Origin of the sequence: Streptomyces sp. Root431 (assembly GCF_001426585.1) — a bacterium.
GTDB lineage: Bacteria > Actinomycetota > Actinomycetes > Streptomycetales > Streptomycetaceae > Streptomyces > Streptomyces stackebrandtii.
Genome location: NZ_LMEI01000007.1, coordinates 583,402 through 605,537, shown reverse-complemented (window position 1 = coordinate 605,537; position 22,136 = coordinate 583,402). Strand labels below are relative to the sequence as shown.

Here is a 22,136-nt window from a genome sequence, read left to right as displayed (position 1 = left end):
GAAACCCGGTCACTCTGGGTTGTCCGCGAGCGATCTCGCCGCCCGGGCGCAATGGGCGAGCGCCGCACGGGCATAGGCGGGCGAAGCGCCCGCGAGCCCGCACGTGGGAGTGACGACCACGGACTCCGCGAGAGTCCCCGGATTCAGCCCCAGCCTGCGCCACAGCGTCCTGACACCCATGACGCTACCGCCCGGGTCCGACAACGGGCCGTCGGTGGACGGCACCACACCGGCGAAGAGCTTCGTTCCGGCCTCCACGGCCTCGCCGATCGACTCCTCGTCACGTTCGGTGAGGAGCCCGAAGTCGAACGAGACGCCGGCGACGCCGGCCCTGCGCAGCAGCGCGAAGGGGACGTCGGGGGCGCAGGAGTGGACGACGACCGGACCGTCGTGGACCCCGGCGACCTCCCGCAGGGCGCTCTCCACGACCTGCCGGTCGACGGCCCGGTAGGTGCGGTAGCCGCTGGCGGTGCGGACGTGTCCGCCGAGGACGGCGGTGAGCGAGGGCTCGTCCAGCTGGAGGACGATCCGGGCCCCGGGGATCCGCTTGCCCAGCTCCGCGAGGTGGGTGCGGAGCCCTTCCGTGAGGGAGCCCACGAGGTCGCGGCAGGCGCCGGCGTCACGGAGGGCGGCTTCGCCGCCGCGCAGTTCCAGGGCCGCGGCGAGCGTCCACGGGCCGACGGCCTGGACCTTGAGCGGGCCCTCGTACCCCTGGGTGAACTCCTCCAGGGCGTCCAGGTCCTCGCCGAGCCAGGAGCGGGCGCGCTTGGTGTCGCGGCCGGGCCGGTCGCTGATCCGCCAGCCGCTCGGCTCGACGTGCGCGTACAGGTCGACGAGCATCCCGATGGTCCGGCCGATCATGTCGGCGCCGGGCCCGCGGGCGGGCAGCTCCGCCAGGAAGGGGAAGTCCTCGAAGGTGCCGGTGACCGTCTTGGCGGCCTCGCGGGCGTCGCCGCCGGGCAGGGACCCGACGCCGGTGGCGGGGCCGAAGGGGCTGGTGTCGCTCATGTCCACCGTCCTACCGTCCCGGACGGACGGTCAGGTCGTTGATCTCGGCGTCGCGCGGCAGGTCGATCGCGGTGAGGATCGCCGTCGCGACCGACTCGGGGTCGATCCACTTCGACGCGTCGTACTCCTTGCCCTCCTGCTGGTGCACCTTCGCCTGCATCGGGCTCGCGGTGCGGCCCGGGTAGACGGAGGTCACCCGCACGCCGTTGGCGTGCTCCTCGTGGCGCAGGGAGTCGGCGAGGGCCTTGAGGCCGTGCTTGGAGGCGGCGTACGCGCTCCACTCGGCGTGCGCGGCGAGCCCGGCGCCCGAGTTGACGAAGACGACGTGGCCCTGGGAGACCCGCAGCTGGGGCAGGAGGTGGCGGGTCAGCTCGGCCGGGGCGACCAGGTTGACGTTGAGCTGGTGGTGCCAGGTCTTCGGGGTGAGCTCCCCGACCGGCCCGAGGTCGACGACGCCCGCGATGTGCAGCAGGCTGTCGACCCGCTCCGGCATGGTCTGGTGCGAGAAGGCCCAGGAGAGCCGGTCCGGGTCGGCCAGGTCCCCGACGAGCGTCCGCGCGCCGGGGAACCGCGCCGCGAGCTCCTTGGCCCGTCCCGCGTCGCGCGCGTGCAGCACGAGTTCGTCCCCGCGCGCGTGGAGGCGGCGCGCGACGGCCGCGCCGATGCCGGAACCGGCTCCGGTGATCACATGTGTAGCCATGGGCACCATGCTCGCATCACTCGCCCCGGCGGGAGGCGCCGCTCTCCCCCGGGCCCTACCGCAGGCTCTCCTCCAGGTGCGCGAGGGCCGTCGGGCCGTCCTCCGCGAAGAAGACGAGGTCGGTGAGCGGGATCGGCAGGAAGCCCTCGTCCTCCATGCGGCGGAGCTGGGTCTTCAGGCCGTCGTAGAAGCCCGCCGTGTTGAGCAGGACCACCGGCTTGGTGTGCTTGCCGTGCTTCTTCAGCTCCAGGATCTCGGTGGCCTCGTCGAGGGTGCCGATGCCGCCGACCATGATCACGATCGCGTCGGACTTGGCGAGGAGGAGCGCCTTGCGCTCGGCCAGGTCCCGGGCGACGACCATCTCGTCCGTGTCCGGGCGGGCCTTGCCCTGGAGGAAGTCGACGGAGACGCCGACGAGCCGGCCGCCCGCCTCCTGGACGCCGTCGGCGACGACCTTCATCAGGCCCGTGTCGGAGCCGCCCCAGACGAGGGTGTGGCCGGCCTTGCCGAGGAGGCCGGCGAACTCGCGCGCCGGAGCCGTGTAGCGCTCGTCGAGGTCGGCGGCGGAGAGGAAGACGCAGATGTTCATGCGCTCCACCGTAGGCCCTGACCAGCGGCTTCAAAGATTCTTCGGGAAATCCCCTCGCGCGGCGATGAGTTCCGGTGACGGGCCGGGTCTGCACTGCCATGGACGAGGTGAAGACCACGCTGAGCACGGTCAGGGGACGGGTCACGTCACGGGACGGGACGACGATCGCGTACGAGCGGCACGGGGACGGACCGCCGCTGGTCCTGGTGAGCGGGGCGCTGTGCACGGCTGCGAGCGAGCGGCCGCTCGCCGGGCTCCTGGCCGGGCGCTTCTCGGTCGTGGCGTACGACCGGCGGGGGCGCGGCGCGAGCGGGGACACCGGGCCGTACGCGGTGGAGCGGGAGATCGAGGACCTGGCGGCGGTCGTCGGGGAGGCCGGGAGCGGCGCGGCCCTGCACGGGGTGGGCACGGGGGGCGCCCTGGCGCTCGCCGCGGTGGCCGCCGGTCTGTCGGCCGGGCCGGTGTCGGTCTACGAGCCGCCGTACTCGGCGGAGGACGCGGCGCGGCACGGCCGGGCTTCGGCGCTGCTCGACCGGGGGCGGCGGGGCGCGGCCCTCGACCTGTTCCTCGCGGGGTCGGGCGTCCCCTCGGAGGCGTGGCGGGGGCCGGAGGAGCTGGTGTCGACGCTCGCGTACGACCATGCCGTCCTGGGCGACGGGACGGTGCCGGAGCGTCGGTTCGCCGGGGTCCACGCGCGCGTGCTGGTCGTCGACGGGGGCGCGAGCCCGGCGTGGACGCGCCGGGCGGCCCGCGCCCTGACGGCGGCGCTCCCCCGGGCCCGCCACCGCACGCTGACGGGCCAGACGCACGAGGTGGCCCCGCACGTCCTGGCTCCGGTCCTGGAGGAGTTCCTGGCGGAGGAGCGGGAGACGAGCGGGGCCTCGTAGTCGGCGTGGCCGGTGGGGCCGGCGGGGCTACGCGGGGGTGGGCTCCGTCGTGCGGCGGGTCGTCGTGGCGATCGTGGCCGAGCCGACGACGCGCGTGCCGTCGTAGAGCACGATCGCCTGGCCGGGCGCGACGCCGCGGACCGGCTCGTCGAAGGTGACCGTGAGCCCGCCGTCCACCAGGGCCGCCGTCACCTCGGTCTCGCCGCCGTGGGCGCGCAGCTGGGCGGTGTAGCGGCCCGGGCCCTCGGGGGCGGTGCCGCACCAGCGGGGCTTGATCGCGGTGAGGGCGGTGACGTCCAGGGCCTCGACCGGGCCGACCGTGACCGTGTTGTTCACGGGCGAGATGTCGAGGACGTAGCGGGGCTTGCCGTCGGCGGCCGGGTGGCCGATCCGCAGGCCCTTGCGCTGGCCGATGGTGAAGCCGTACGCACCCTCGTGGCTGCCGACCTTCGTGCCGGACTCGTCGACGATGTCGCCCTCCGCCTTGCCCAGGCGGGAGGCGAGGAAGCCCTGTGTGTCGCCGTCGGCGATGAAGCAGATGTCGTGGCTGTCGGGCTTCTTCGCGACCGCGAGCCCGCGCCGCTCGGCCTCGGCCCGGATCTCGTCCTTGGTGGTGAGGGTGTCGCCGAGCGGGAACATCGCGTGCGCGAGCTGCTTCTCGTCGAGCACCCCGAGGACGTACGACTGGTCCTTGGCCATGTCGGAGGCGCGGTGCAGCTCGCGCGTGCCGTCGTCGTTGAGGACGACCGTGGCGTAGTGACCGGTGCAGACCGCGTCGAAGCCGAGGGCGAGGGCCTTGTCGAGCAGCGCCGCGAACTTGATCTTCTCGTTGCAGCGGAGGCAGGGGTTGGGCGTGCGGCCCGCCTCGTACTCGGCGACGAAGTCGTCGACGACGTCCTCGCGGAACCGCTCGGCGAGGTCCCACACGTAGAACGGGATGCCGATGACGTCGGCGGCCCGGCGCGCGTCGCGCGAGTCCTCGATCGTGCAGCAGCCGCGCGCTCCGGTACGGAACGACTGCGGGTTCGCGGAGAGCGCGAGGTGCACGCCGGTGACGTCGTGGCCTGCTTCGGCGGCACGGGCGGCGGCGACGGCGGAGTCCACGCCGCCCGACATGGCGGCGAGGACGCGAAGGGGGCGCTGGGGCGGAGTCTGAGTCATAGCCCTACCAGGGTACGGGGCGCGGGAACCATGGTCGCGGGAGTAAGCGTTCTCTGGTGCATGGGGAGCAAGGGGAGCGGTACGGACAGGCGGGTGGGGCGGCGGGCCGTGCTGCTCGGCGGCGGGGTCGCCGTGCTGGGGACGGCCGCGCTGGCCAGGGACGAGCTGGCGCGCGCGTGGTGGCGACTGCCGGGGATGGAGAAGAAGCGCGTCGAGGGCGAGCTCGACCACAAGGTCGCCGAGTGGACCTCGGCGGCGCGGGCGAACTGGCGGCGGGCCGACCGGCCGGACGACTACCGGATAGACAGGGTCGTGATCCATGTCGTCCAGGGCAGTTACGCGACCGCGCTGAAGGTCTTCAAGAACCCGGGTCACGGGGCCGCCGCGCACTACGTCGTCCGCAAGGACGGTCATGTGGCGCAGATGATCCGGGAGCTCGACGTCGCCTTCCACGCGGGGAACCGCGACATGAACGAGCGGAGCATCGGCATCGAGCACGAGGGCTTCGTCGACCGGCCGCAGGACTTCACGGCGGCGATGTACGCGGGGTCGGCGCGGCTGACGGCCGACATCTGCGCCCGGTACGGGATACCCGTGGACCGGGAGCACATCATCGGGCACGTGGAGGTCGAGGGCACCGACCACACCGACCCCGGGCCGCACTGGGACTGGGACCGCTATCTGCGGCTGGTGCGCGAGGCGTCGAAGAAGCCCGTCTGACGCCGTGACGGCCCTGAGGCGTCAGGCCCTCGGGGCTCAGCTCAGGCCCGCGGTCCTCGCCCGTTCCACGGCCGGTCCGATCGCCTCGGTGACCGCCGCCACGTCCTCCGCGGTGGAGGTGTGGCCCAGGGAGAAGCGCAGCGTGCCCCGGGCCAGGTCGGGGTCGGTGCCCGTGGCCAGCAGGACGTGACTGGGCTGGGCGATGCCGGCGGTGCAGGCGGAGCCGGTGGAGCAGGCGATGCCGGCGGCGTCGAGCAGCAGGAGCAGGGAGTCGCCCTCGCAGCCCGGGAAGGTGAAGTGGGCGTTGGCGGGGAGCCGCTCGACGGGGTCGCCGCCGAGGATCGCGTCGGGGACGACCGTACGGACGGCGGTGACGAGCTCGTCGCGCAGGGCGCCGACCTCGCGGGCGAACTCCTCGCGCCGCTCGGTGGCGAGCCGGGCGGCGACCGCGAAGGCGGCGACGGCGGGCACGTCGAGGGTGCCGGAGCGGACGTGCCGCTCCTGGCCGCCGCCGTGCAGGACGGGTACGGGGGTGTACTCCCGGCCCAGGAGCAGGGCGCCGATCCCGTACGGGCCGCCGATCTTGTGGCCGGAGACGGTCATCGCGGCGAGGCCGGAGGAGGCGAAGTCGACCGGAACCTGACCGACGGCCTGGACCGCGTCGGCGTGCAGGGGCACGTCGAACTCGGCGGCGACGTCGGCGAGTTCGCGGACCGGCATGACGGTGCCGATCTCGTTGTTCGCCCACATGACGGTGGCGAGCGCGACGGAACCGGGGTCGCGGGCGATCGCCTCGCGAAGGGCCTCGGGGTGGACGCGTCCGTAGCGGTCGACGGGCAGGTACTCGACGTCGGCGCCCTCGTGCGTGGCGAGCCAGTCCACGGCGTCGAGGACGGCGTGGTGCTCGACCGGACTGGCGAGGACGCGGGTACGGCGCGGGTCGGCGTCGCGGCGGGCCCAGTAGAGGCCCTTCACGGCGAGGTTGTCGGCCTCGGTGCCGCCGGAGGTGAGGACGACCTCGCTGGGCCGCGCGCCGAGCGCGGCGGCGAGCGTCTCGCGCCCTTCCTCGACGGTCCGCCGGGCGCGCCGACCGGCGGCGTGCAGAGAGGAGGCGTTGCCCGTGACGGCGAGGTGGGCGGTCATCGCCTCGATCGCCTCGGGCAGCATGGGCGTGGTCGCGGCGTGGTCGAGGTAAGCCATGGTGGGTCGATTCTACGAGTCCACCGCGGCGGCCTCGGCGTCTGGCCTGTTTACGCCCCTGCCCACGCCGTCAGGCCGCCCGTAACCACGCCGTCAGGCCGCCCCTGCCCACGCCGTCAGGCCGCCCCTGCCCGCGCCGTCGGCCCGGCCCTGCCACGCCATCGGCCCGCCCGTGCCCGCACCGTCGGCCCACCCCTGCCCGCACCGCGCGCCGGCCTCGTCGGGCGGGCGCGCCGGGAGCTTCAGCCGCGCGGGGCGCGGGCCAGTTGGCGGGACTGGGCCACCAGGCGGTCGGCGCTGTCCCAGACCTCGGCGTCCTCCTCCAGGAAGCCGCCGGCGAGGTTGCGGGTGGTGATGGAGACCCGCAGCGGGCCGGGGGCCGGGCGGCAGCGGACGTGGGTGGTGAGCTCCACGGTCGGGGTCCAGCCCTTGAGGCCGAGCTCGAAGGAGGTCGGCGGCAGCGCGTCGACCGTGAGCAGCAGGGAGAGCGCGTCCGGCGCGCGGCCGTCGGCGAGGCCGAACCAGGCCCGCATCTCGCCCTTGCCGGACGGGGCGCCGACGGCCCAGCCGACGCAGGACGGGTCGAGGCGGAGGTCCAGCCGGTCGGCGATGGCGGAGGAGCCGGGGATCCGCGGGGCCGGGTTGTCGGCGGCGCTGAAGCAGTTCTCGATCGGGGCGAACGCGGGCGGCGTCGCGGTGGTGCGGACGTCGTCGGAGAGGGCGTCGAGGTCGCCGTACGAGGCGAGGACGCGGATGCGCTCGACCTCGGTGCCGTCCTCGGCGTACTGGAAGAGCGAGGCCTGTCCGGTGGAGAGGGTCCGGCCGGTACGGACGGTCTCGGTCCGGATCACCGCGGGGCCGGGCACGGACGGCGTGAGGTAGTGCGCCGAGATCGTGAACGGGTCGGGGTGCGGGAGGTGGTCGCCGAGGGCGCGGCCGAGCAGGGCGAGGAGGTAGCCGCCGTTGACGGCCTGGATGATCGTCCAGCCGGCGGAGAGGTCGGCGTCGTAGACGCCGGGGGCCCGGAGGGTGACGGCGGTGTCGCGGTCGAACTCGCTCGCGGTCTCGACGGCGGTCGTCTCGGTGCTCGTGCTCATGGTTTCGACGGTACCCCAGCTTGCTACTGAGCGGTAGCTTTTTCGGGCTCCTCGCGGGCGGAGGAGCGGCGGTTCCAGGCGCGGGGCGCGCGCCAGTGGTAGCGCATCGCGAGGAGCCGGAGGAGGAAGGCCATGAGGACGGCGGCGCCGCTGGTGAAGGCGTTGAGCATGTCGAAGCGGATGCAGAGGACGACCATCGTCGCGCCGACGATCGCGGGGACGGCGTACAGGTCGCGGTCCCAGCGGAGCAGCGACGGCACCTCGTTGGCGAGCACGTCGCGCAGGACACCGCCGCCGACGGCGGTCGCGAGCCCGAGCGCGGCGGAGGCGGTGAGGCCGAGGCCGTAGTCGTACGCCTTCGTCGTGCCGGTCACGCAGAAGAGCCCGAGGCCGGCGGCGTCGAAGACGTTGACGGCGGTCTGGGTCCGCTCGACCTCCGGGTGGAGGAAGAAGACGAGGACCGTCGCGACCAGCGGCATGACGAAGTAGCCGAGGTCGCTGAAGGCGGCGGGGGGTACGGCGCCGATGATCAGGTCGCGGAGGAGACCGCCGCCGAGGGCGGTGACCTCGGCGAGGACCGCTATGCCGAAGACGTCGAAGTTCTTGCGGACGGCGAGGAGGGCGCCGGAGATGGCGAAGACGAAGATGCCGACGAGGTCCAGGGCGTGCTGGACATCGGGGCTGAACAGATCGTGGAGCACCGCCCCATTGTCCCGGTCGTTCCCGTACGGGGTGCGCGGACTCCCCCTGACGGCGCCGCACCCGTGGTGCGGGTCCGGGCGCGGAAGCCCGGGCCCGGCGGCGGGGGCTGCCCGGGCATGCCGGAGGCCCCCTGCCGTCGTGTGGCGGCAGGGGGCCTCTCTCTGGGGTCACTCCCCGGGCGCGTCGTCCTTCGCGACCGGCTCGGCCGGCTCCGCCGCCTTCGGCGCTTCCGCCGCCTCGGGCTTCTTCGTGATGGAGACCTCCACCGACTCCCGGGCGCCCGGGATCGTCAGGGAGTCCGCGTTCTCCGGGTGGTGGCAGGCCACGCGCTGGCCCGGGCGGAGCTCCACGAGCGGCGGCTCCTGGGTCTTGCAGACCTCCGTCGCCTTCCAGCACCGGGTGTGGAAGCGGCAGCCCGCCGGAGGGGCGATCGGGGACGGGACGTCGCCGGTGAGCAGGATGCGCTCGCTCTTGGCGCCCCGGCGGCGCGGGTCCGGGATCGGGACCGCGGACATCAGGGCCCGGGTGTACGGGTGCATCGGGTTCTCGTACAGGGACTTGCGGTCCGCGAGCTCGACGATCTTGCCGAGGTACATCACCGCGATGCGGTCCGAGACGTGCCGGATGACCGACAGGTCGTGCGCGATGATCACGTACGTGAGGCCGAGCTCCTGCTGGAGGTCGTCCAGGAGGTTGACCACCTGCGCCTGGATGGAGACGTCCAGGGCCGACACCGGCTCGTCCGCCACGACCAGCTTCGGCTTCAGGGCCAGCGCGCGGGCGATGCCGATGCGCTGGCGCTGACCGCCGGAGAACTCGTGCGGGTAGCGGTTGTAGTGCTCGGGGTTGAGGCCCACGAGGCCGAGGAGCCGCTGGACCTCCTTCCGCACGCCGCCCTCGGGCTCGACGCCCTGGAGCTTGAAGGGGGCGGAGACGATCGTGCCCACCGTGTGGCGCGGGTTCAGCGAGCCGTACGGGTCCTGGAAGATCATCTGGATGTCGCGGCGGTAGGGACGCATCCCGCCGACTCCCAGGTGGGAGATGTCCTTGCCCTGGAACTCGACCGTGCCGTCGGTCGGTTCGAGGAGCCGGGTGATGAGCCGGCCCATCGTGGACTTGCCGCAGCCGGACTCGCCGACGACGCCGAGCGTCTCACCGGGCAGGACCTCGAAGTCGATCCCGTCGACCGCCTTGACCGCACCGGTCTGGCGCTGGAGAAGCCCCTTCTTGATGGGGAAGTGCTTCTTCAGGCCGGTGACCTTGAGCAGAGGTTCCATGTTGTCGCTCACAGTTTCGGCGCAATCTCTTCGGTCCAGATGCGGGTCCGCTCCTCCTGCGGCATGTGGCAGGCCGAGAAGTGGCGGTCCCCGGCCAGGGCCAGCTCCGGCCGCTGGGTGCGCGTGATGCCGCCCTTGGGGACGTCCGCGTACGGGCAGCGGGGGTTGAAGGCACAGCCGCTCGGGATGTTGATGAGGCTGGGCGGGTTGCCCTTGACCGGGATGAGGCGCTCGGTCTGCTCCCGGTCGATCCTCGGCATCGAGCCGAGCAGGCCCCAGGTGTAGGGGTGCTGCGGCTCGTAGAAGACGGACTCGGCCGGTCCGCGCTCGACGCAGCGCCCGCCGTACATCACGAGGATGTCGTCGGCGAGCTCGGCGACGACGCCGAGGTCGTGGGTGATGATGACGACCGCTGAGCCGAACTCCTTCTGGAGGTCCCGCATCAGGTCGAGGATCTGCGCCTGCACGGTCACGTCGAGCGCGGTGGTCGGCTCGTCCGCGATGAGCAGTTCGGGGTTGTTGACGAGCGCCATGGCGATCATCGCGCGCTGGCGCATGCCGCCGGAGAACTCGTGCGGGTAGTTCTCGAACCGCTTCGCGGGCTCGGGGATGCCGACCCGGTCGAGGAGTTCGACGGCCCGCCGGCGCGCCGTCTTCTTGTCGACCTTGTGGTGGACGCGGTACGCCTCCACGATCTGGTGGCCGACCGTGTAGTACGGGTGCATCGCGGACAGCGGATCCTGGAAGATCATCGCCATCTCGCGGCCGCGCATCCTGCGGACCTCGTCGGGGTCCGCGGAGAGCAGCTCGCGCCCGTTCAGCCAGATCTCGCCGGAGATCCTGGCCTTCTGGCGGCCGTACTGGCCGACCGTGTGCAGGCCCATGATGCCGAGCGAGGTGACCGACTTGCCGGAGCCGGACTCGCCCACGATGCCGAGGGTCTTGCCCTTCTCCAGCTGGAAGCTGAGGCCGTCGACCGACTTGACCAGACCGTCGTCGGTCGGGAAGTGGATCTTCAGGTCGCGTACGTCGAGGAAGGCGTCCGACGGGGCGTCCTTCGAGGGCGCGACGGGCTCTCCGAGCGCCGCGCCCGTCTTCGTCAGCTTGTCCGTCATGCGAGCCTCACTCGGGGGTCGATCACCGCGTACAGAAGGTCCACCACGAGGTTGGCGATGACCACGCAGGAGGCGGTGATGAGGGTGACGGCCAGGATCAGCGGCAGGTCACGCTCGCTCACGCCCTTGATGGCCAGGCCGCCGAGGCCGTGGAGGCTGAACGCGGTCTCCGTCAGGATCGCGCCGCCGACGAGGGCGCCGAGGTCCATGCCGAAGATCGTCAGGATGGGGGTCATGGTGGAGCGCATCGCGTGCTTGCCGAGCACGACCGGCTCCGGCAGACCCTTGGCCCGCGCGGTACGGATGTAGTCCTCGCCGAGGACCTCCAGCATGGTGGCGCGGGTGAGCCGCGCGTACATCGCCGCGTACAGGAAGGCGAGGGTGACCCAGGGCAGGAGCAGCCCGCCGAACCAGCCGCCGAACGACTCGCTGATCGGGACGTACGTGGCGTCGACCCAGTGGAGCTGGGTGCGGAAGACGAGCATCGCCAGCATGGCGGTGAAGAAGATCGGGAGCGAGACGCCCGCGAGCGCGGTGATCATCGCCGCGCGGTCGATGATCGTGCCGCGCTTGAGCGCGGAGATCACGCCCGTGGAGACACCCAGCACCAGCCACAGCACCGCGGCGCCGATGACCATGGAGAGGGTCACGGGGAAGGCGTCGGCCAGCATCGTCGACACCTCCTGCTCGGTGCGGAACGAGTAGCCGAAACAGGGCATCGCGCAGTGGATGGTGTCGCCACCGCCCGTGTAGTCCCGGCCGACGAAGATGCCGGAGACGAAGTGCCAGAACTGAACCAGGATCGGCTCGTCCAGGCCCAGCTTCTGACGGATGCCCTCAATGGAAGCCGGATCCGCCTGCTTGCCGACGAACATCGCGGCAGGGTCGCTGCCGGTCATCTTGGGGATGAGGAAGAAGATGCTGAGCGTCACGAACGTGACGACGAGCAGCATCACGACGACTGCGAAGAGCCGTCGGACTATGTATGCAAGCATGCGGTCGGCCGGCCGGCGGCCGGGGGACCCGATCGGGTCCCCCGGCCGCCGCCAACGGCCATCACCTGCCCTTCGGACCTGGCGGCGGGTGGTGCGCCGGTGAAGCGGGTCGGATTACTTGACGACGCCGAGCGACGCGTAGTCGTAGCGGCCGTTGTAGGCGTCCGCCGTGTAGACGTTGGTCAGCCGGGAGCTGCGCCAGATGATGTTCTTCTCATGGGTGAAGGGCAGGTAGACCGCGGCCTCCGAGACCTTCGTGTTGATCTGCTTGTAGAGCTCGCCGGCCTTGGTCGGGTCGGTCTCCTTCAGCGCCTGGTCGAACAGGCCGTTGATGGCCTTGTCGTTCAGCTCGGAGAAGTTGTTGTTACCGCTCTTGAGGATGAAGCGGCCGTCGACCAGCGGCTGGAGGAAGCCCTGACCGGTCGGGAAGTCGGCGCCCCAGCCCATGATGATGATGCCGTAGCCCTTGTCCTTGACGACCTTCGGCGAACCGATGATGCCGGACGTCTGGGCGCCGTCGAACAGGTCGATCTGGGCGTCGATGCCGACGGCCTTCAGCGAGTTCTGCAGCGACTCGGCGGTCGCGATCTCGACCTTCTTGTTGTTGCGGACCGCGATCGTGGTCTTGAAGCCGTTCGGCTTGCCGCACTTCTTCAGGGCGTCCTTCGCCTTGGCGAGGTCGGGCGCACCGGCGAGCTTGCCGTACGGGTCGGCCTTCGCGTCGGCACCCTTGAGCGCCGGCGGCAGCATGTTGGTGGCGATGTCGCCACCGCCCTGCGGGCCGCCACGGGCGGTCTGGAGGGACTTGGAGTCGGCCGCGTAGATGATGGCCTTGCGGCACTCGATGTTGGGGATCACCGTCTGCGGGAAGACCGCGTAGCGGATGAAGCCCGTCTGCGGGTTGTCGACGTTGCCCTTGTGCTGCTGGAGCACCTTCTGGCGCGCGGCGGCGCCGACACCCGTCGCGTTGATGTCGAGGTCGTACTCGCCCTCGACCAGACGGTTGTCCATGTCGTCGGCGTTCGTGGTGAACGTGACGCTGATGCTGTCGGGCAGCGCCTTGCGGACGGTGTCGGTCTTCGCGTCCCACTTGTCGTTGCGGACGAGCTTGATCGACTTGTTCGGCGTGTACGACTGCCACTTGTACGGGCCGGACGAGAAGGGCTTCAGCTGGTACTTGGCCTTGGTGTCCTTGTCCTGGCGGACCGGGGACGCGGCGGGCATGGCCAGCATCTGCAGGAAGTCACCGTTGGCGACCGGCAGCTTGAAGATGATGGTCTTGTCGTCCGGGGTCTCGATCGCCTTCAGGCCGAGCTTGTCCGCGGAGGTGTCCTTGTAGGGACCCTTGTACTCGTTCTTCGGGTCGAGGACCTGCTGGAGGTAGATCGGGCCGCCGGAGATGACGTCCTGGGCCCAGATGCGCTCGATGCCGTACTTGATGTCCTTGGAGGTGATCGGCTTGCCGTCCTCCCAGGTGACCCCGTCCTTCAGCGTGAAGGTGTAGGTCAGGCCGTCGGCCGAGACCTTGCCGGTGTCGGTGGCGAGGTCCGAGACCAGCTCGGTGGAGGCGGCGCCCGGCTCGGCCTTGAAGGTGACCAGCTGGCGGGTGTAGTAGCGGGCGAAGTCCCACACGAAGCCGTAGTAGCCGCGCTGCGGGTCCCACGAGTCGGCCTCCTGCGAGCCGATGAACTTCAGCTCGCCGCCCTTCTTGTCCGAGGCGTTGGCGACCTTGTTCACGGCGGCGTTGAAGCCGGACGCGCCCGTCTTGCCGTTGTCGCCCTTGCCGCCGCCGTCGCTGCCGCCGCACGCGGTGGTGACGACCATCGTGGCCGCTGCCAGCAGCGCGCCCGCGGCGATTCTGCGCCTCTGAGAGCTCATCAGAGTCATGGGTCTCGCAACCTCCGGAGTAGTGGCGGCCGTTACGTCGGTCCGCCGTTGGGGGATGAGCCTCCTGTCGCCAGCGGCAGGGGCGGGGTCTTGGGTCTCGTCGGCCGAGCGGTCAGCGGGAGCCCTTCGGGTCGAGCGCGTCACGCACGCCGTCGCCGAAGAGGTTGAACGCAAGGACGGTGACGAAGATCGCGAGGCCGGGGATCACCATGAACACGGGGTCCGCCTCGTAGGTGGTGATGGCCGTCGACAGCATCTGGCCCCAGGAAGCGGTGGGAGGCTTCACGCCCGCGCCGAGGAAGCTGAGCGCCGCTTCGGTGAGGATGTTGGTGGGGATCATGAGGGTCGCGTAGACCATGATCGGCGCGATCAGGTTGGGCAGCAGCTCGCGGCGCAGGATGTAGAGGCGGCCGGCGCCCAGGCTCTGGGCGGCCTCGACGTACTCGCGGTTGCGCAGCGAGAGGGTCTGACCGCGGACGATGCGGCCCACGTACGGCCAGCCGAAGAAGCCGATGACGAGCACCAGGGCGGCGATGCGCACCCCGGAGCCGTCGAGGCCGAGGAGCTCGTTGGGCAGCACCGAGACCAGGGCGATCGTGAAGAGCAGCTGCGGGAAGGCGAGCATGACGTCCATGACGCGGCTGAGGGCCGCGTCGATCCAGCCGCCGAAGTAGCCCGCGACGATGCCGAGGACGGTGCCGAGGAAGACCGCGAAGACCGCCGCGAGGAAGGCGACGAGCAGCGAGATCCGGGCGCCGTAGACGATCCGGCTGAAGACGTCGCGGCCGTTGACCGGCTCGACGCCCAGGAGGAAGTCGGAGCTGATGCCGCCCCACGAACCGATCGGCGTACCGAAGAGCGGGTCGATCTGGTCCTCGTGGAAGTCGTTCGGCGGGTGGCCGAAGAGCCCGACGATGACCGGGGCGAAGATCGCGACGAGGATCAGGAAGACGACGACGAAGGCGCCCGCGAGGGCGAGTTTGTCGCGCTTGAGGCGGGTCCAGGCGATCTGCCAGGGCGAGCGGCCCTGGATCGCCTTGGCGGTGCCGGAGTTGTCCGGAGTGCCGGGAGCGTCGGGCGCGCCGACGACGGTGGCGGTCGACTCGCCCGCACTCGTCTCGTGCAGTGGTGCCGTCATCGTGGTGAGGACCCCTCTCGGCCGCCGGTAGCCGGCCCTTGCCCTGCCGCGGGTAGCGGCTCGGTGGAACAACCTGCTGGGCTTCGATTCGAAGGGAGCCGAACGCCCGGTGTTCCGGGGAGTCTTCAACGCGTCCGCGATCACCCGCCAGCCCTGACGAGGAATGTTTGCTCAAACGTGATGCGGTGCTGCGACTTCCGTTATCCGGACGTCGTGATCACCTGAGCGGACCATCTCGGGTCACCGTCACCGTAATCGGACATGTCGCGCAACTAGGCGTTCGAGGTGCGGTATTGGGGCGAACAACGGCCTCCGGAGAGGACTCCGGAGGCCGGTGGGTGACGAGGGGAAAAGGGTGACGTCTCAGTATCCGGACGGAGCCGGTGGCGGGTATCCGTACCCGGGGACGGCGGCGGATCCGCGTCCCGCGTGCGCCTCGCGGTCGTAGAAGGGACGCGCGTGGGCGCTCAGCCAGAGGGCCACCGGGTCGTACGCGTCGGAGAGCGCGACCGTCGAGACGGGCAGCCCGTCGGGCACGGCGGAGATCGACTGGCGCATCATCGCGCGGACGGAGTCGACGGCGGCCGCGGAGGTGTCGTACAGGTCGAGCCCGACGGCGAGGTACGGGGAGCCGAGCGCGGGCTGGACCCAGCCGCGGCGCAGCGAGCGGACGGCCGGGGTGCGGTGCGCGTTCTGCGTGAGCAGGGCGTAGAACTGCGGGATCTCCAGCGCGGGCTCGCTGACGCGCAGCGGCCCGGCGGGCATCCGGTCGAGGCCGGTGGCGATCCGGCGCAGGTCGGCCCAGGGGATGCCGACGCCGCCGCCGGGGGCGTGCGGATTCAGCCAGATGCCCCAGCGGTCGGGGTAGAGGGCGCGGGCCATCTCGCGGCCGGTGACGAGCTCGTGGGCGCGGTTCCAGCCGGACGCGGCGAGCTCCTGGGCGGAGGTGACGCAGGGCGCGTAGCCGAAGCCGTCGACCTCCATGTTCCCGTACTGGGCGTCGGACGAGCCGGGCGAGCCCTGCCAGAGCAGCATCCAGACCTCGCCGTCGGCCAGGGCGTGCAGCAGCCTCTCGTACGCGTCGTAGCGTCCGGGTGCCACCTGGCGCAGCATGTGCTCGACCTGACCGGTCGCAGCGGTGCCTGACGCGCTCACCCTGGGTCCCGCCCCTCTTCCGTTCACCACGTCCGCCCGGACGTCGTCCGTCCGGCTACCGATTTCAGTTCAGCTTAAACAGGGTGCCGCTCACCCGGCGGCGCGCTGGTAGAAGGGGCGCACCCGCTCCACCATCCAGTCGCCGACCGGGTCCTGCGCCATGTCGAGCAGGATGAGGTTGACCGGCCAGGCGACCTCGACGCGGCCGAGGGCGCGGCCGAGGGCGTCCAGGGGCGCGTTCCGGTCGACGCCGTCCCAGCCGGTGAGCTGGACGCCGATGAAGAGGGCCGGTTCGGTGCCCTCGACGCTCGCCAGGGCGCGGCGGGCGGTGGCGACGACTCCGGTGGCCTCGAATTCTGCGGAGGCGGCGGCGAGGAAGTCGACGGGGTCGTCCTGCCAGTCGGGCTCGAAGAGCCGGACGCGGCCACCGCTGGCGGGGCCGTCGAGCGGGGTGCGGCCGGCGCGGCAGAGCTCCGCGACGGCGGGCGGGGGCAGCGGGACGCCCACGGTGCCGCCGGGGTTCACGGCGATGCCCAGCTGCGGGGGCAGGCCGCGGGCGAAGTCGCGGGCGGGGGCGACGGTGTAGGACATGTGCGGGCCGACACAGGCGAGGAACTGCTGCTCGGAGCTGAAGACGGGGACGAAGGCCGCGCCGTCGATCTCCATGGTGGCGAGATCCAGGTCGGCGCTGTCCACGCCGCCGCCGTTGGGCAGGGGCACCCAGACCTCGCTGCGGCCCAGCACCTCGACCAGCCGGCCCCCTGCGGAGGGGTTGCCGAGCGAGGCGGTCAGCACCTCTTCGAGCTCATTGCCCGGCCACGTCACGTCCACGGTCCCTGTTCCCCTATCTCGCGCGCGGGGCGCGCCCTCCCGCGCCGCCCCGCAGCACCCTAACGCCGCCCTGGCGCCGCCGTGGCCAAAAGCAGCGGGTACGGGCAGGGGCCCGCCCTCAGGACGCGTCGCGGAATCCAATCTTCCGCAGGGCGTCCGCGGCGTCCCGGTCGAGGAGCGTCGCCGAGGCGCAGCCGTGCGGCAGGCCGCCGGACTCGGCGGTCCTCAGGAGCCGGCCGACGGCCCGCCGGTGCCGGGCGAAGGCGTACGCGGAGACGCCCCGGCCCCGGTCGCGCTGGCCGTCCCTCGCGGTGTCCGGGTCGACGTCGAGCAGGACCAGGTGCAGGGCGGCGCCGCGCCGCCGCGCCTCGCGGGCGAGCCAGCCGCGCACCCAGGACTGGGTGCCGCAGTCGTGCACGATCACGCTCGCGCCGGAGCGCAGGGCGCGGCGCAGACCGGCGTAGTGCGCGATCCGGACCAGGGGGCGGTAGACCGCGTACGGCAGGAGGCGCGGCATGCGGGCCTCCCAGCGCTCGCGGACGTCCTGGGAGTCGATGCCCCGGCCGTCGGCGGCCCGCTTCATCAGGGTGGACTTGCCGCTGCCGGGCAGCCCGGAGACGACGACGAGGTCGCCGGCCGCGAACGTGAGGGCGCGGGGGCCCCGGCCGCCGCGCTCGCGCAGGTCCCGCAGGATCCTGCCGCGCCGGCGGGTCCTGGCTCTGGTCCGGGCTCGGGCACGCTGGGACGGTATGCCGGTACCCGTCGCGTACGCACCGGTGTGCTGGATCCTCATCGCTGCTCCCCCTGCCGGGCCTCGGGAGACCCTTGCCCACAAAGTGTAAAGAAGCGGTAATGAGATACAAGTGATGTGCCGCGCGGAGCACGCGTGCAATGATGTGCCCGCCAGGCGCGCTCAGTCGCCATACAACCTCATACCGGCCGCTCGAATCCGCGCGGGAGAGTTCCGGACCGCCTTCGGCGCCCGGACGCCGAAGGAGCAAGACCCTCCCTTGAATCTCTCAGGCCCCGTACCGCGTGGATGAGGCAGATCTGAAAAGCGGGACACCCTGCCGTGTCCCCACCCAAGGTGCAAGCCGATCTCTCGGTGCCGATCTTCCGGTGACGAGATGCTCTCGGTGAACCTCTCAGGTTCCATGACAGATGGGGAGGACGTCCTCGCCCGTCATGTGTTTCGTCACCGAACCGCCCTTGGGATCCGGGAGCCACCCCATGAGCACTGCCCCCCGTCTGACCGCCCTCGATGCGCTGCATCGTTCGCTGGGCGCGACCATGACCGACTTCGCGGGCTGGGACATGCCGCTGCGCTACGCCAGCGAGCGGGACGAGCACAACGCCGTCCGCACCAAGGCCGGCCTCTTCGACCTCTCCCACATGGGTGAGATCACGGTCACGGGCCCGCAGGCCGTCGAGCTCCTCGACCACGCCCTCGTCGGCAACATCTCCACGGTGGGCGTGGGCCGCGCCCGCTACACGATGATCTGCCAGGAGGACGGCGGCATCCTCGACGACCTGATCGTCTACCGCCTCGGCGAGACGGAGTACATGGTCGTCGCCAACGCCTCCAACGCGCAGATCGTCCTGGACGCGCTCGTGGAGCGCGCGGAGGGCTTCGACGCCGAGGTCCGCGACGACCGCGACGCGTACGCCCTGCTCGCGATCCAGGGCCCGGAGTCCCCCGGCATCCTGAAGTCGCTCACCGACGCCGACCTGGACGGGCTGAAGTACTACGCCGGTCTGCCCGGCACGGTCGCGGGCGTGCCCGCGCTGATCGCCCGTACCGGCTACACCGGCGAGGACGGCTTCGAGCTGTTCCTGAAGCCCGAGCACGCCGAGGGCGTCTGGAAGGCGCTGACCGAGGCCGGCGCCCCGGTCGGTCTGATCCCGTGCGGTCTGTCCTGCCGTGACACGCTCCGCCTGGAGGCGGGCATGCCGCTGTACGGCCACGAGCTGACGACCGCCCTCACCCCCTTCGACGCCGGTCTCGGCCGGGTCGTCAAGTTCGAGAAGACGACCAACGAGGGCCGCTTCGTCGGCCGCGAGGCGCTCGAGAAGGCCGCCGAGCGCTCCGAGACCGCCCCGCCGCGCAAGCTCGTCGGGCTGATCGCCGAGGGCCGCCGGGTCCCGCGCGCCGGCTTCTCCGTCGTCAAGGACGGCGTGGTCATCGGCGAGGTGACCTCGGGCGCCCCGTCCCCGACCCTCGGAAAGCCGATCGCGATCGCGTACGTGGACGCGGCGCACGCCGCGCCCGGCACCGAGGGTGTAGGTGTGGACATCCGCGGCACCCACGAGCCGTACGAGGTCGTGGCGCTGCCGTTCTACAAGCGCCAGAAGTGACGCAGTCGTCTCATCCCGGGTCTCACCCCGCGAGACCCGCGTTCATCAGTACTCCCCCGATCCAGGAGAATCAGGTCATGAGCAACCCCCAGCAGCTGCGCTACACCAAGGAGCACGAGTGGCTGTCGGCCGCCGAGGACGGCGTCGCGACGGTCGGCATCACGGAGTTCGCGGCCAACGCGCTCGGTGACGTCGTCTTCGCCCAGCTTCCCGCCGTCGGCGACACCGTCGCCGCGGGCGAGACCTGTGGCGAGCTGGAGTCGACGAAGTCCGTGAGCGACCTGTACTCCCCCGTCTCGGGTGAGGTCGTCGCCGCCAACCAGGACGTGGTGGACGACCCGTCGCTGGTGAACACGGCTCCGTTCGAGGGTGGCTGGCTGTTCAAGGTACGTGTCGCGGGCGAGCCGGACGAGCTGCTCTCCGCCGACGAGTACACCGCGTTCTCCGCCGGCTGAGACCGGGCCCGAGACCCCTAGGGATCGATTCATGTCGCTTCTGAACACTCCCCTCCACGAGCTGGACCCCGACGTCGCCGCCGCCGTCGACGCCGAGCTCCTTCGTCAGCAGTCCACCCTCGAGATGATCGCCTCGGAGAACTTCGCTCCGGTCGCGGTCATGGAGGCCCAGGGCTCCGTCCTCACCAACAAGTACGCCGAGGGCTACCCGGGCCGCCGCTACTACGGCGGCTGTGAGCACGTCGACGTGGCCGAGCAGATCGCGATCGACCGGATCAAGGACCTGTTCGGCGCCGAGTACGCCAACGTCCAGCCGCACTCCGGCGCCTCCGCGAACCAGGCCGCCCTCTTCGCGATCGCCCAGCCCGGCGACACGATCCTGGGTCTGGACCTGGCGCACGGCGGCCACCTCACCCACGGCATGCGCCTGAACTTCTCCGGCAAGCAGTTCAACGTGGTCGCGTACCACGTGGACGAGGCCGGTCTGGTCGACATGGCCGAGGTCGAGCGCCTCGCCAAGGAGCACCGCCCGAAGGTCATCATCGCGGGCTGGTCCGCCTACCCGCGTCAGCTGGACTTCGCGGAGTTCCGCCGGATCGCCGACGAGGTCGAGGCGTTCCTGTGGGTCGACATGGCCCACTTCGCGGGCCTGGTCGCGGCCGGTCTGCACCCGAACCCGGTCCCGTACGCCGACGTGGTGACCTCCACCACGCACAAGACGCTCGGCGGCCCCCGCGGCGGCATCATCCTGGCGAAGAAGGAGTTCGCGAAGAAGCTGAACTCCTCGGTCTTCCCCGGTTTCCAGGGCGGCCCGCTGGAGCACGTGATCGCGGCCAAGGCCGTCTCCTTCAAGGTCGCGGCCTCGGAGGAGTTCAAGGAGCGCCAGCAGCGCACCCTGGACGGCGCCCGCATCCTCGCCGAGCGCCTGGTGCGGGACGACGTCACCGAGCACGGTGTCTCGGTCCTGTCCGGCGGCACGGACGTGCACCTGGTCCTGGTCGACCTGCGGAACTCCGAGCTCGACGGCCAGCAGGCCGAGGACCGTCTCCACGAGGTCGGCATCACGGTCAACCGGAACGCCGTTCCGAACGACCCGCGCCCGCCGATGGTCACCTCGGGTCTGCGCATCGGCACGCCGGCGCTCGCGACCCGCGGTTTCCAGAACGAGGACTTCACCGAGGTCGCCGACATCATCGCGGAGTCCCTGAAGCCGGGCTTCGACGGCGAGAAGGCCGAGGCCCTCAAGGCCCGGGTGACCGCGCTGGCCGACAAGCACCCGCTGTACCCCGGCCTGAAGTAATTTCGTACGATTTAGTTCCGGTTTCGTTCGTACGATAGTTCCGGGGCACCGCGCACACTGGACAGTGAGCGCGGTGCCCCAGTTCATGTCTCCACGCCGCATCACACGCTCTTCTGCTCCACCCCGGCAGACAACGGCGTCTAGCCCCCACAAGGAGTTCTTCCGTGGCCATCTCGGTCTTCGACCTGTTCTCGATCGGCATCGGCCCGTCGAGCTCCCACACGGTGGGCCCCATGCGCGCGGCCCGGATGTTCGCCCGCCGGCTCAAGAACGAGGGCCTGCTCGCCCACACCGCGGCCATACGGGCGGAGCTGTACGGCTCGCTGGGCGCGACCGGCCACGGCCACGGCACCCCCAAGGCGGTGCTCCTCGGCCTGGAGGGCAGCTCCCCCCGCACCGTGAACGTCGAGACGGCCGACGACGAGGTCGAGCGGATCAAGACCAGCGGCCGGATCAACCTGCTCGGCGCGCACGAGATCCCCTTCGACTTCGACGCCGACCTGATCCTGCACCGCCGCAAGGCGCTCCCGTACCACGCCAACGGGATGACGATCTTCGCGTACGACGCCGAGGGCGCGCTGGTCCTGGAGAAGACGTACTACTCCGTCGGCGGCGGCTTCGTCGTCGACGAGGACGCGGTCGCCGGCGAGAACCCGATCGTCCCGGACGACACCGTCCTGAAGTACCCCTTCCGCACCGGTGACGAGCTGCTGCGGCTCGCCAAGGAGACCGGCCTCTCCATCTCCTCGATGATGCTGGAGAACGAGAAGGCCTGGCGCACCGAGGAGGAGATCCGCGCGGGTCTCCTGGAGATCTGGCGCGTCATGCAGGCCTGCGTCTCGCGCGGCATGTCCCGCGAGGGCATCCTGCCGGGCGGCCTGAAGGTGCGCCGCCGCGCCGCGAACACGGCCCGCAAGCTGCGCTCCGAGGGCGACCCGGCGGCGCTCGCGATGGAGTGGATCACCCTCTACGCGATGGCCGTGAACGAGGAGAACGCGGCCGGCGGCCGGGTGGTCACCGCCCCGACGAACGGCGCCGCCGGCATCATCCCCGCGGTCCTGCACTACTACATGAACTTCGTGCCCGGCGCCGACGAGGACGGCATCGTCCGCTTCATGCTCGCGGCCGGCGCGGTCGGCATGCTCTTCAAGGAGAACGCCTCGATCTCCGGCGCCGAGGTCGGCTGCCAGGGCGAGGTCGGCTCGGCCTGCTCGATGGCGGCCGGCGCGCTCGCCGAGGTCCTCGGCGGCACCCCCGAGCAGGTGGAGAACGCGGCCGAGATCGGCATGGAGCACAACCTGGGCCTGACCTGCGACCCGGTCGGCGGCCTCGTCCAGATCCCGTGCATCGAGCGCAACGGCATGGCGGCGGTCAAGGCCGTCACCGCGGCGAAGATGGCGATGCGCGGCGACGGCTCGCACCTGGTCTCCCTCGACAAGGTCATCAAGACCATGAAGGAGACGGGCGCGGACATGAGCGTGAAGTACAAGGAGACCGCGCGCGGCGGGCTCGCCGTGAACATCATCGAGTGCTGAACCCGTAGCCGCACGCCGCTGTAGTGTCC

General features: G+C 71.3%; 21 protein-coding genes and 1 riboswitch. Of the genes, 6 read left to right on the top strand and 15 right to left on the bottom strand.

Features of this window, described 5'->3' with window-relative positions:
- Nucleotides 1-9 precede the first annotated feature (9 nt).
- The 3 genes from ASC82_RS09965 to ASC82_RS09955 are packed head-to-tail and all read right to left on the bottom strand — an operon-like array spanning nt 10 to nt 2,297.
- Nucleotides 10-1,008: a methionine synthase gene (locus tag ASC82_RS09965; protein ID WP_056644299.1), complete on the bottom strand. Its 999-nt coding sequence runs from the start codon at nt 1,006-1,008 to the stop codon at nt 10-12.
- Between the two features lie 10 nt (nt 1,009-1,018).
- Nucleotides 1,019-1,717, bottom strand: coding sequence for an SDR family oxidoreductase (locus ASC82_RS09960; protein WP_056644296.1), 699 nt, complete (start codon nt 1,715-1,717; stop codon nt 1,019-1,021).
- A gap of 46 nt (nt 1,718-1,763) precedes the next feature.
- Nucleotides 1,764-2,297, bottom strand: coding sequence for a TIGR00730 family Rossman fold protein (locus ASC82_RS09955; RefSeq protein ID WP_056644294.1), 534 nt, complete (start codon nt 2,295-2,297; stop codon nt 1,764-1,766).
- Nucleotides 2,298-2,395: 98 nt separating this feature from the next.
- Here ASC82_RS09955 and ASC82_RS09950 point away from each other — a divergent pair, with 98 nt between their 5' ends.
- Nucleotides 2,396-3,184, top strand: coding sequence for an alpha/beta fold hydrolase (locus ASC82_RS09950; protein ID WP_056644942.1), 789 nt, complete (start codon nt 2,396-2,398; stop codon nt 3,182-3,184).
- A 27-nt stretch (nt 3,185-3,211) separates the two neighbouring features.
- Here the strand turns inward: ASC82_RS09950 and mnmA are convergent, their stop codons facing one another.
- Entirely contained in the window at nt 3,212-4,345 is a 1,134-nt protein-coding gene (mnmA, locus tag ASC82_RS09945; protein WP_056644292.1) for a tRNA 2-thiouridine(34) synthase MnmA, read from the bottom strand.
- Between the two features lie 60 nt (nt 4,346-4,405).
- On the opposite strand from mnmA, the gene ASC82_RS09940 reads away from it, so the two are divergent.
- Nucleotides 4,406-5,065 (top strand): N-acetylmuramoyl-L-alanine amidase, encoded by a 660-nt coding sequence (locus tag ASC82_RS09940; RefSeq protein ID WP_107105862.1) that lies wholly within the window; start codon nt 4,406-4,408, stop codon nt 5,063-5,065.
- A gap of 36 nt (nt 5,066-5,101) precedes the next feature.
- Here the strand turns inward: ASC82_RS09940 and ASC82_RS09935 are convergent, their stop codons facing one another.
- The 11 genes from ASC82_RS09935 to ASC82_RS09885 form a co-directional block, all read right to left on the bottom strand.
- Nucleotides 5,102-6,265 (bottom strand): cysteine desulfurase family protein, encoded by a 1,164-nt coding sequence (locus ASC82_RS09935; protein WP_056644289.1) that lies wholly within the window; start codon nt 6,263-6,265, stop codon nt 5,102-5,104.
- A gap of 242 nt (nt 6,266-6,507) precedes the next feature.
- Nucleotides 6,508-7,362: a thioesterase family protein gene (locus ASC82_RS09930; RefSeq protein ID WP_056644286.1), complete on the bottom strand. Its 855-nt coding sequence runs from the start codon at nt 7,360-7,362 to the stop codon at nt 6,508-6,510.
- Between the two features lie 23 nt (nt 7,363-7,385).
- Nucleotides 7,386-8,063 carry a trimeric intracellular cation channel family protein gene (locus ASC82_RS09925; protein WP_056644285.1) on the bottom strand — a complete coding sequence of 226 codons (678 nt, stop codon included), beginning with the start codon at nt 8,061-8,063 and terminating at the stop codon, nt 7,386-7,388.
- A gap of 168 nt (nt 8,064-8,231) precedes the next feature.
- On the bottom strand, nt 8,232-9,341 hold the full coding sequence (locus tag ASC82_RS09920; RefSeq protein WP_056644939.1) for a dipeptide ABC transporter ATP-binding protein: 1,110 nt from the start codon (nt 9,339-9,341) through the stop codon (nt 8,232-8,234).
- A gap of 8 nt (nt 9,342-9,349) precedes the next feature.
- A complete protein-coding gene (locus tag ASC82_RS09915; protein ID WP_056644283.1) occupies nt 9,350-10,456 on the bottom strand; it encodes an ABC transporter ATP-binding protein in 1,107 nt (368 codons plus the stop codon).
- Nucleotides 10,453-11,451: an ABC transporter permease gene (locus ASC82_RS09910; protein WP_056644281.1), complete on the bottom strand. Its 999-nt coding sequence runs from the start codon at nt 11,449-11,451 to the stop codon at nt 10,453-10,455. The genes ASC82_RS09915 and ASC82_RS09910 overlap by 4 nt, the downstream gene beginning before the upstream one ends.
- A 114-nt stretch (nt 11,452-11,565) precedes the next feature.
- The gene (locus ASC82_RS09905) at nt 11,566-13,338 is read right to left on the bottom strand and encodes an ABC transporter substrate-binding protein (RefSeq protein ID WP_056644279.1); all 1,773 of its coding nucleotides are present in this window, start codon (nt 13,336-13,338) and stop codon (nt 11,566-11,568) included.
- Nucleotides 13,339-13,450: 112 nt separating this feature from the next.
- On the bottom strand, nt 13,451-14,476 hold the full coding sequence (locus tag ASC82_RS09900) for an ABC transporter permease (protein ID WP_056644277.1): 1,026 nt from the start codon (nt 14,474-14,476) through the stop codon (nt 13,451-13,453).
- A 363-nt stretch (nt 14,477-14,839) separates the two neighbouring features.
- Entirely contained in the window at nt 14,840-15,631 is a 792-nt protein-coding gene (locus ASC82_RS09895) for an enhanced serine sensitivity protein SseB C-terminal domain-containing protein (protein ID WP_024756548.1), read from the bottom strand.
- 90 nt (nt 15,632-15,721) lie between these two features.
- A complete protein-coding gene (locus ASC82_RS09890; protein ID WP_056644273.1) occupies nt 15,722-16,462 on the bottom strand; it encodes an enhanced serine sensitivity protein SseB in 741 nt (246 codons plus the stop codon).
- Nucleotides 16,463-16,580: 118 nt separating this feature from the next.
- Nucleotides 16,581-17,255: an AAA family ATPase gene (locus ASC82_RS09885; RefSeq protein ID WP_056644271.1), complete on the bottom strand. Its 675-nt coding sequence runs from the start codon at nt 17,253-17,255 to the stop codon at nt 16,581-16,583.
- A 151-nt stretch (nt 17,256-17,406) separates the two neighbouring features.
- Nucleotides 17,407-17,506, top strand: a riboswitch (glycine riboswitch).
- A gap of 186 nt (nt 17,507-17,692) precedes the next feature.
- On the opposite strand from ASC82_RS09885, the gene gcvT reads away from it, so the two are divergent.
- The 4 genes from gcvT to ASC82_RS09865 all read left to right on the top strand — a co-directional run bounded on the left by gcvT (nt 17,693) and on the right by ASC82_RS09865 (nt 22,107).
- The gene (gcvT, locus tag ASC82_RS09880; protein WP_056644269.1) at nt 17,693-18,817 is read left to right on the top strand and encodes a glycine cleavage system aminomethyltransferase GcvT; all 1,125 of its coding nucleotides are present in this window, start codon (nt 17,693-17,695) and stop codon (nt 18,815-18,817) included.
- 77 nt (nt 18,818-18,894) lie between these two features.
- On the top strand, nt 18,895-19,272 hold the full coding sequence (gene gcvH, locus ASC82_RS09875; protein ID WP_056644267.1) for a glycine cleavage system protein GcvH: 378 nt from the start codon (nt 18,895-18,897) through the stop codon (nt 19,270-19,272).
- 31 nt (nt 19,273-19,303) lie between these two features.
- Nucleotides 19,304-20,572: a serine hydroxymethyltransferase gene (gene glyA / locus ASC82_RS09870; protein ID WP_056644266.1), complete on the top strand. Its 1,269-nt coding sequence runs from the start codon at nt 19,304-19,306 to the stop codon at nt 20,570-20,572.
- Nucleotides 20,573-20,736: 164 nt separating this feature from the next.
- The gene (locus ASC82_RS09865) at nt 20,737-22,107 is read left to right on the top strand and encodes an L-serine ammonia-lyase (RefSeq protein ID WP_056644264.1); all 1,371 of its coding nucleotides are present in this window, start codon (nt 20,737-20,739) and stop codon (nt 22,105-22,107) included.
- The last annotated feature ends 29 nt before the right edge of the window (nt 22,108-22,136 follow it).

What these genes read in the sequence shown, in the direction of transcription:
- ASC82_RS09965 (WP_056644299.1), bottom strand. Translation starts at nt 1,008, where the DNA reads ATGAGCGACACCAGCCCCTTCGGCCCCGCCACCGGCGTCGGGTCCCTG.
- ASC82_RS09960 (WP_056644296.1), bottom strand. Translation starts at nt 1,717, where the DNA reads ATGGTGCCCATGGCTACACATGTGATCACCGGAGCCGGTTCCGGCATC.
- ASC82_RS09955 (WP_056644294.1), bottom strand. Translation starts at nt 2,297, where the DNA reads ATGAACATCTGCGTCTTCCTCTCCGCCGCCGACCTCGACGAGCGCTAC.
- ASC82_RS09950 (WP_056644942.1), top strand. Translation starts at nt 2,396, where the DNA reads ATGGACGAGGTGAAGACCACGCTGAGCACGGTCAGGGGACGGGTCACG.
- mnmA (WP_056644292.1), bottom strand. Translation starts at nt 4,345, where the DNA reads ATGACTCAGACTCCGCCCCAGCGCCCCCTTCGCGTCCTCGCCGCCATG.
- ASC82_RS09940 (WP_107105862.1), top strand. Translation starts at nt 4,406, where the DNA reads ATGGGGAGCAAGGGGAGCGGTACGGACAGGCGGGTGGGGCGGCGGGCC.
- ASC82_RS09935 (WP_056644289.1), bottom strand. Translation starts at nt 6,265, where the DNA reads ATGGCTTACCTCGACCACGCCGCGACCACGCCCATGCTGCCCGAGGCG.
- ASC82_RS09930 (WP_056644286.1), bottom strand. Translation starts at nt 7,362, where the DNA reads ATGAGCACGAGCACCGAGACGACCGCCGTCGAGACCGCGAGCGAGTTC.
- ASC82_RS09920 (WP_056644939.1), bottom strand. Translation starts at nt 9,341, where the DNA reads ATGGAACCTCTGCTCAAGGTCACCGGCCTGAAGAAGCACTTCCCCATC.
- ASC82_RS09915 (WP_056644283.1), bottom strand. Translation starts at nt 10,456, where the DNA reads ATGACGGACAAGCTGACGAAGACGGGCGCGGCGCTCGGAGAGCCCGTC.
- ASC82_RS09910 (WP_056644281.1), bottom strand. Translation starts at nt 11,451, where the DNA reads ATGCTTGCATACATAGTCCGACGGCTCTTCGCAGTCGTCGTGATGCTG.
- ASC82_RS09905 (WP_056644279.1), bottom strand. Translation starts at nt 13,338, where the DNA reads ATGACTCTGATGAGCTCTCAGAGGCGCAGAATCGCCGCGGGCGCGCTG.
- ASC82_RS09900 (WP_056644277.1), bottom strand. Translation starts at nt 14,476, where the DNA reads ATGACGGCACCACTGCACGAGACGAGTGCGGGCGAGTCGACCGCCACC.
- ASC82_RS09885 (WP_056644271.1), bottom strand. Translation starts at nt 17,255, where the DNA reads ATGAGGATCCAGCACACCGGTGCGTACGCGACGGGTACCGGCATACCG.
- gcvT (WP_056644269.1), top strand. Translation starts at nt 17,693, where the DNA reads ATGAGCACTGCCCCCCGTCTGACCGCCCTCGATGCGCTGCATCGTTCG.
- gcvH (WP_056644267.1), top strand. Translation starts at nt 18,895, where the DNA reads ATGAGCAACCCCCAGCAGCTGCGCTACACCAAGGAGCACGAGTGGCTG.
- glyA (WP_056644266.1), top strand. Translation starts at nt 19,304, where the DNA reads ATGTCGCTTCTGAACACTCCCCTCCACGAGCTGGACCCCGACGTCGCC.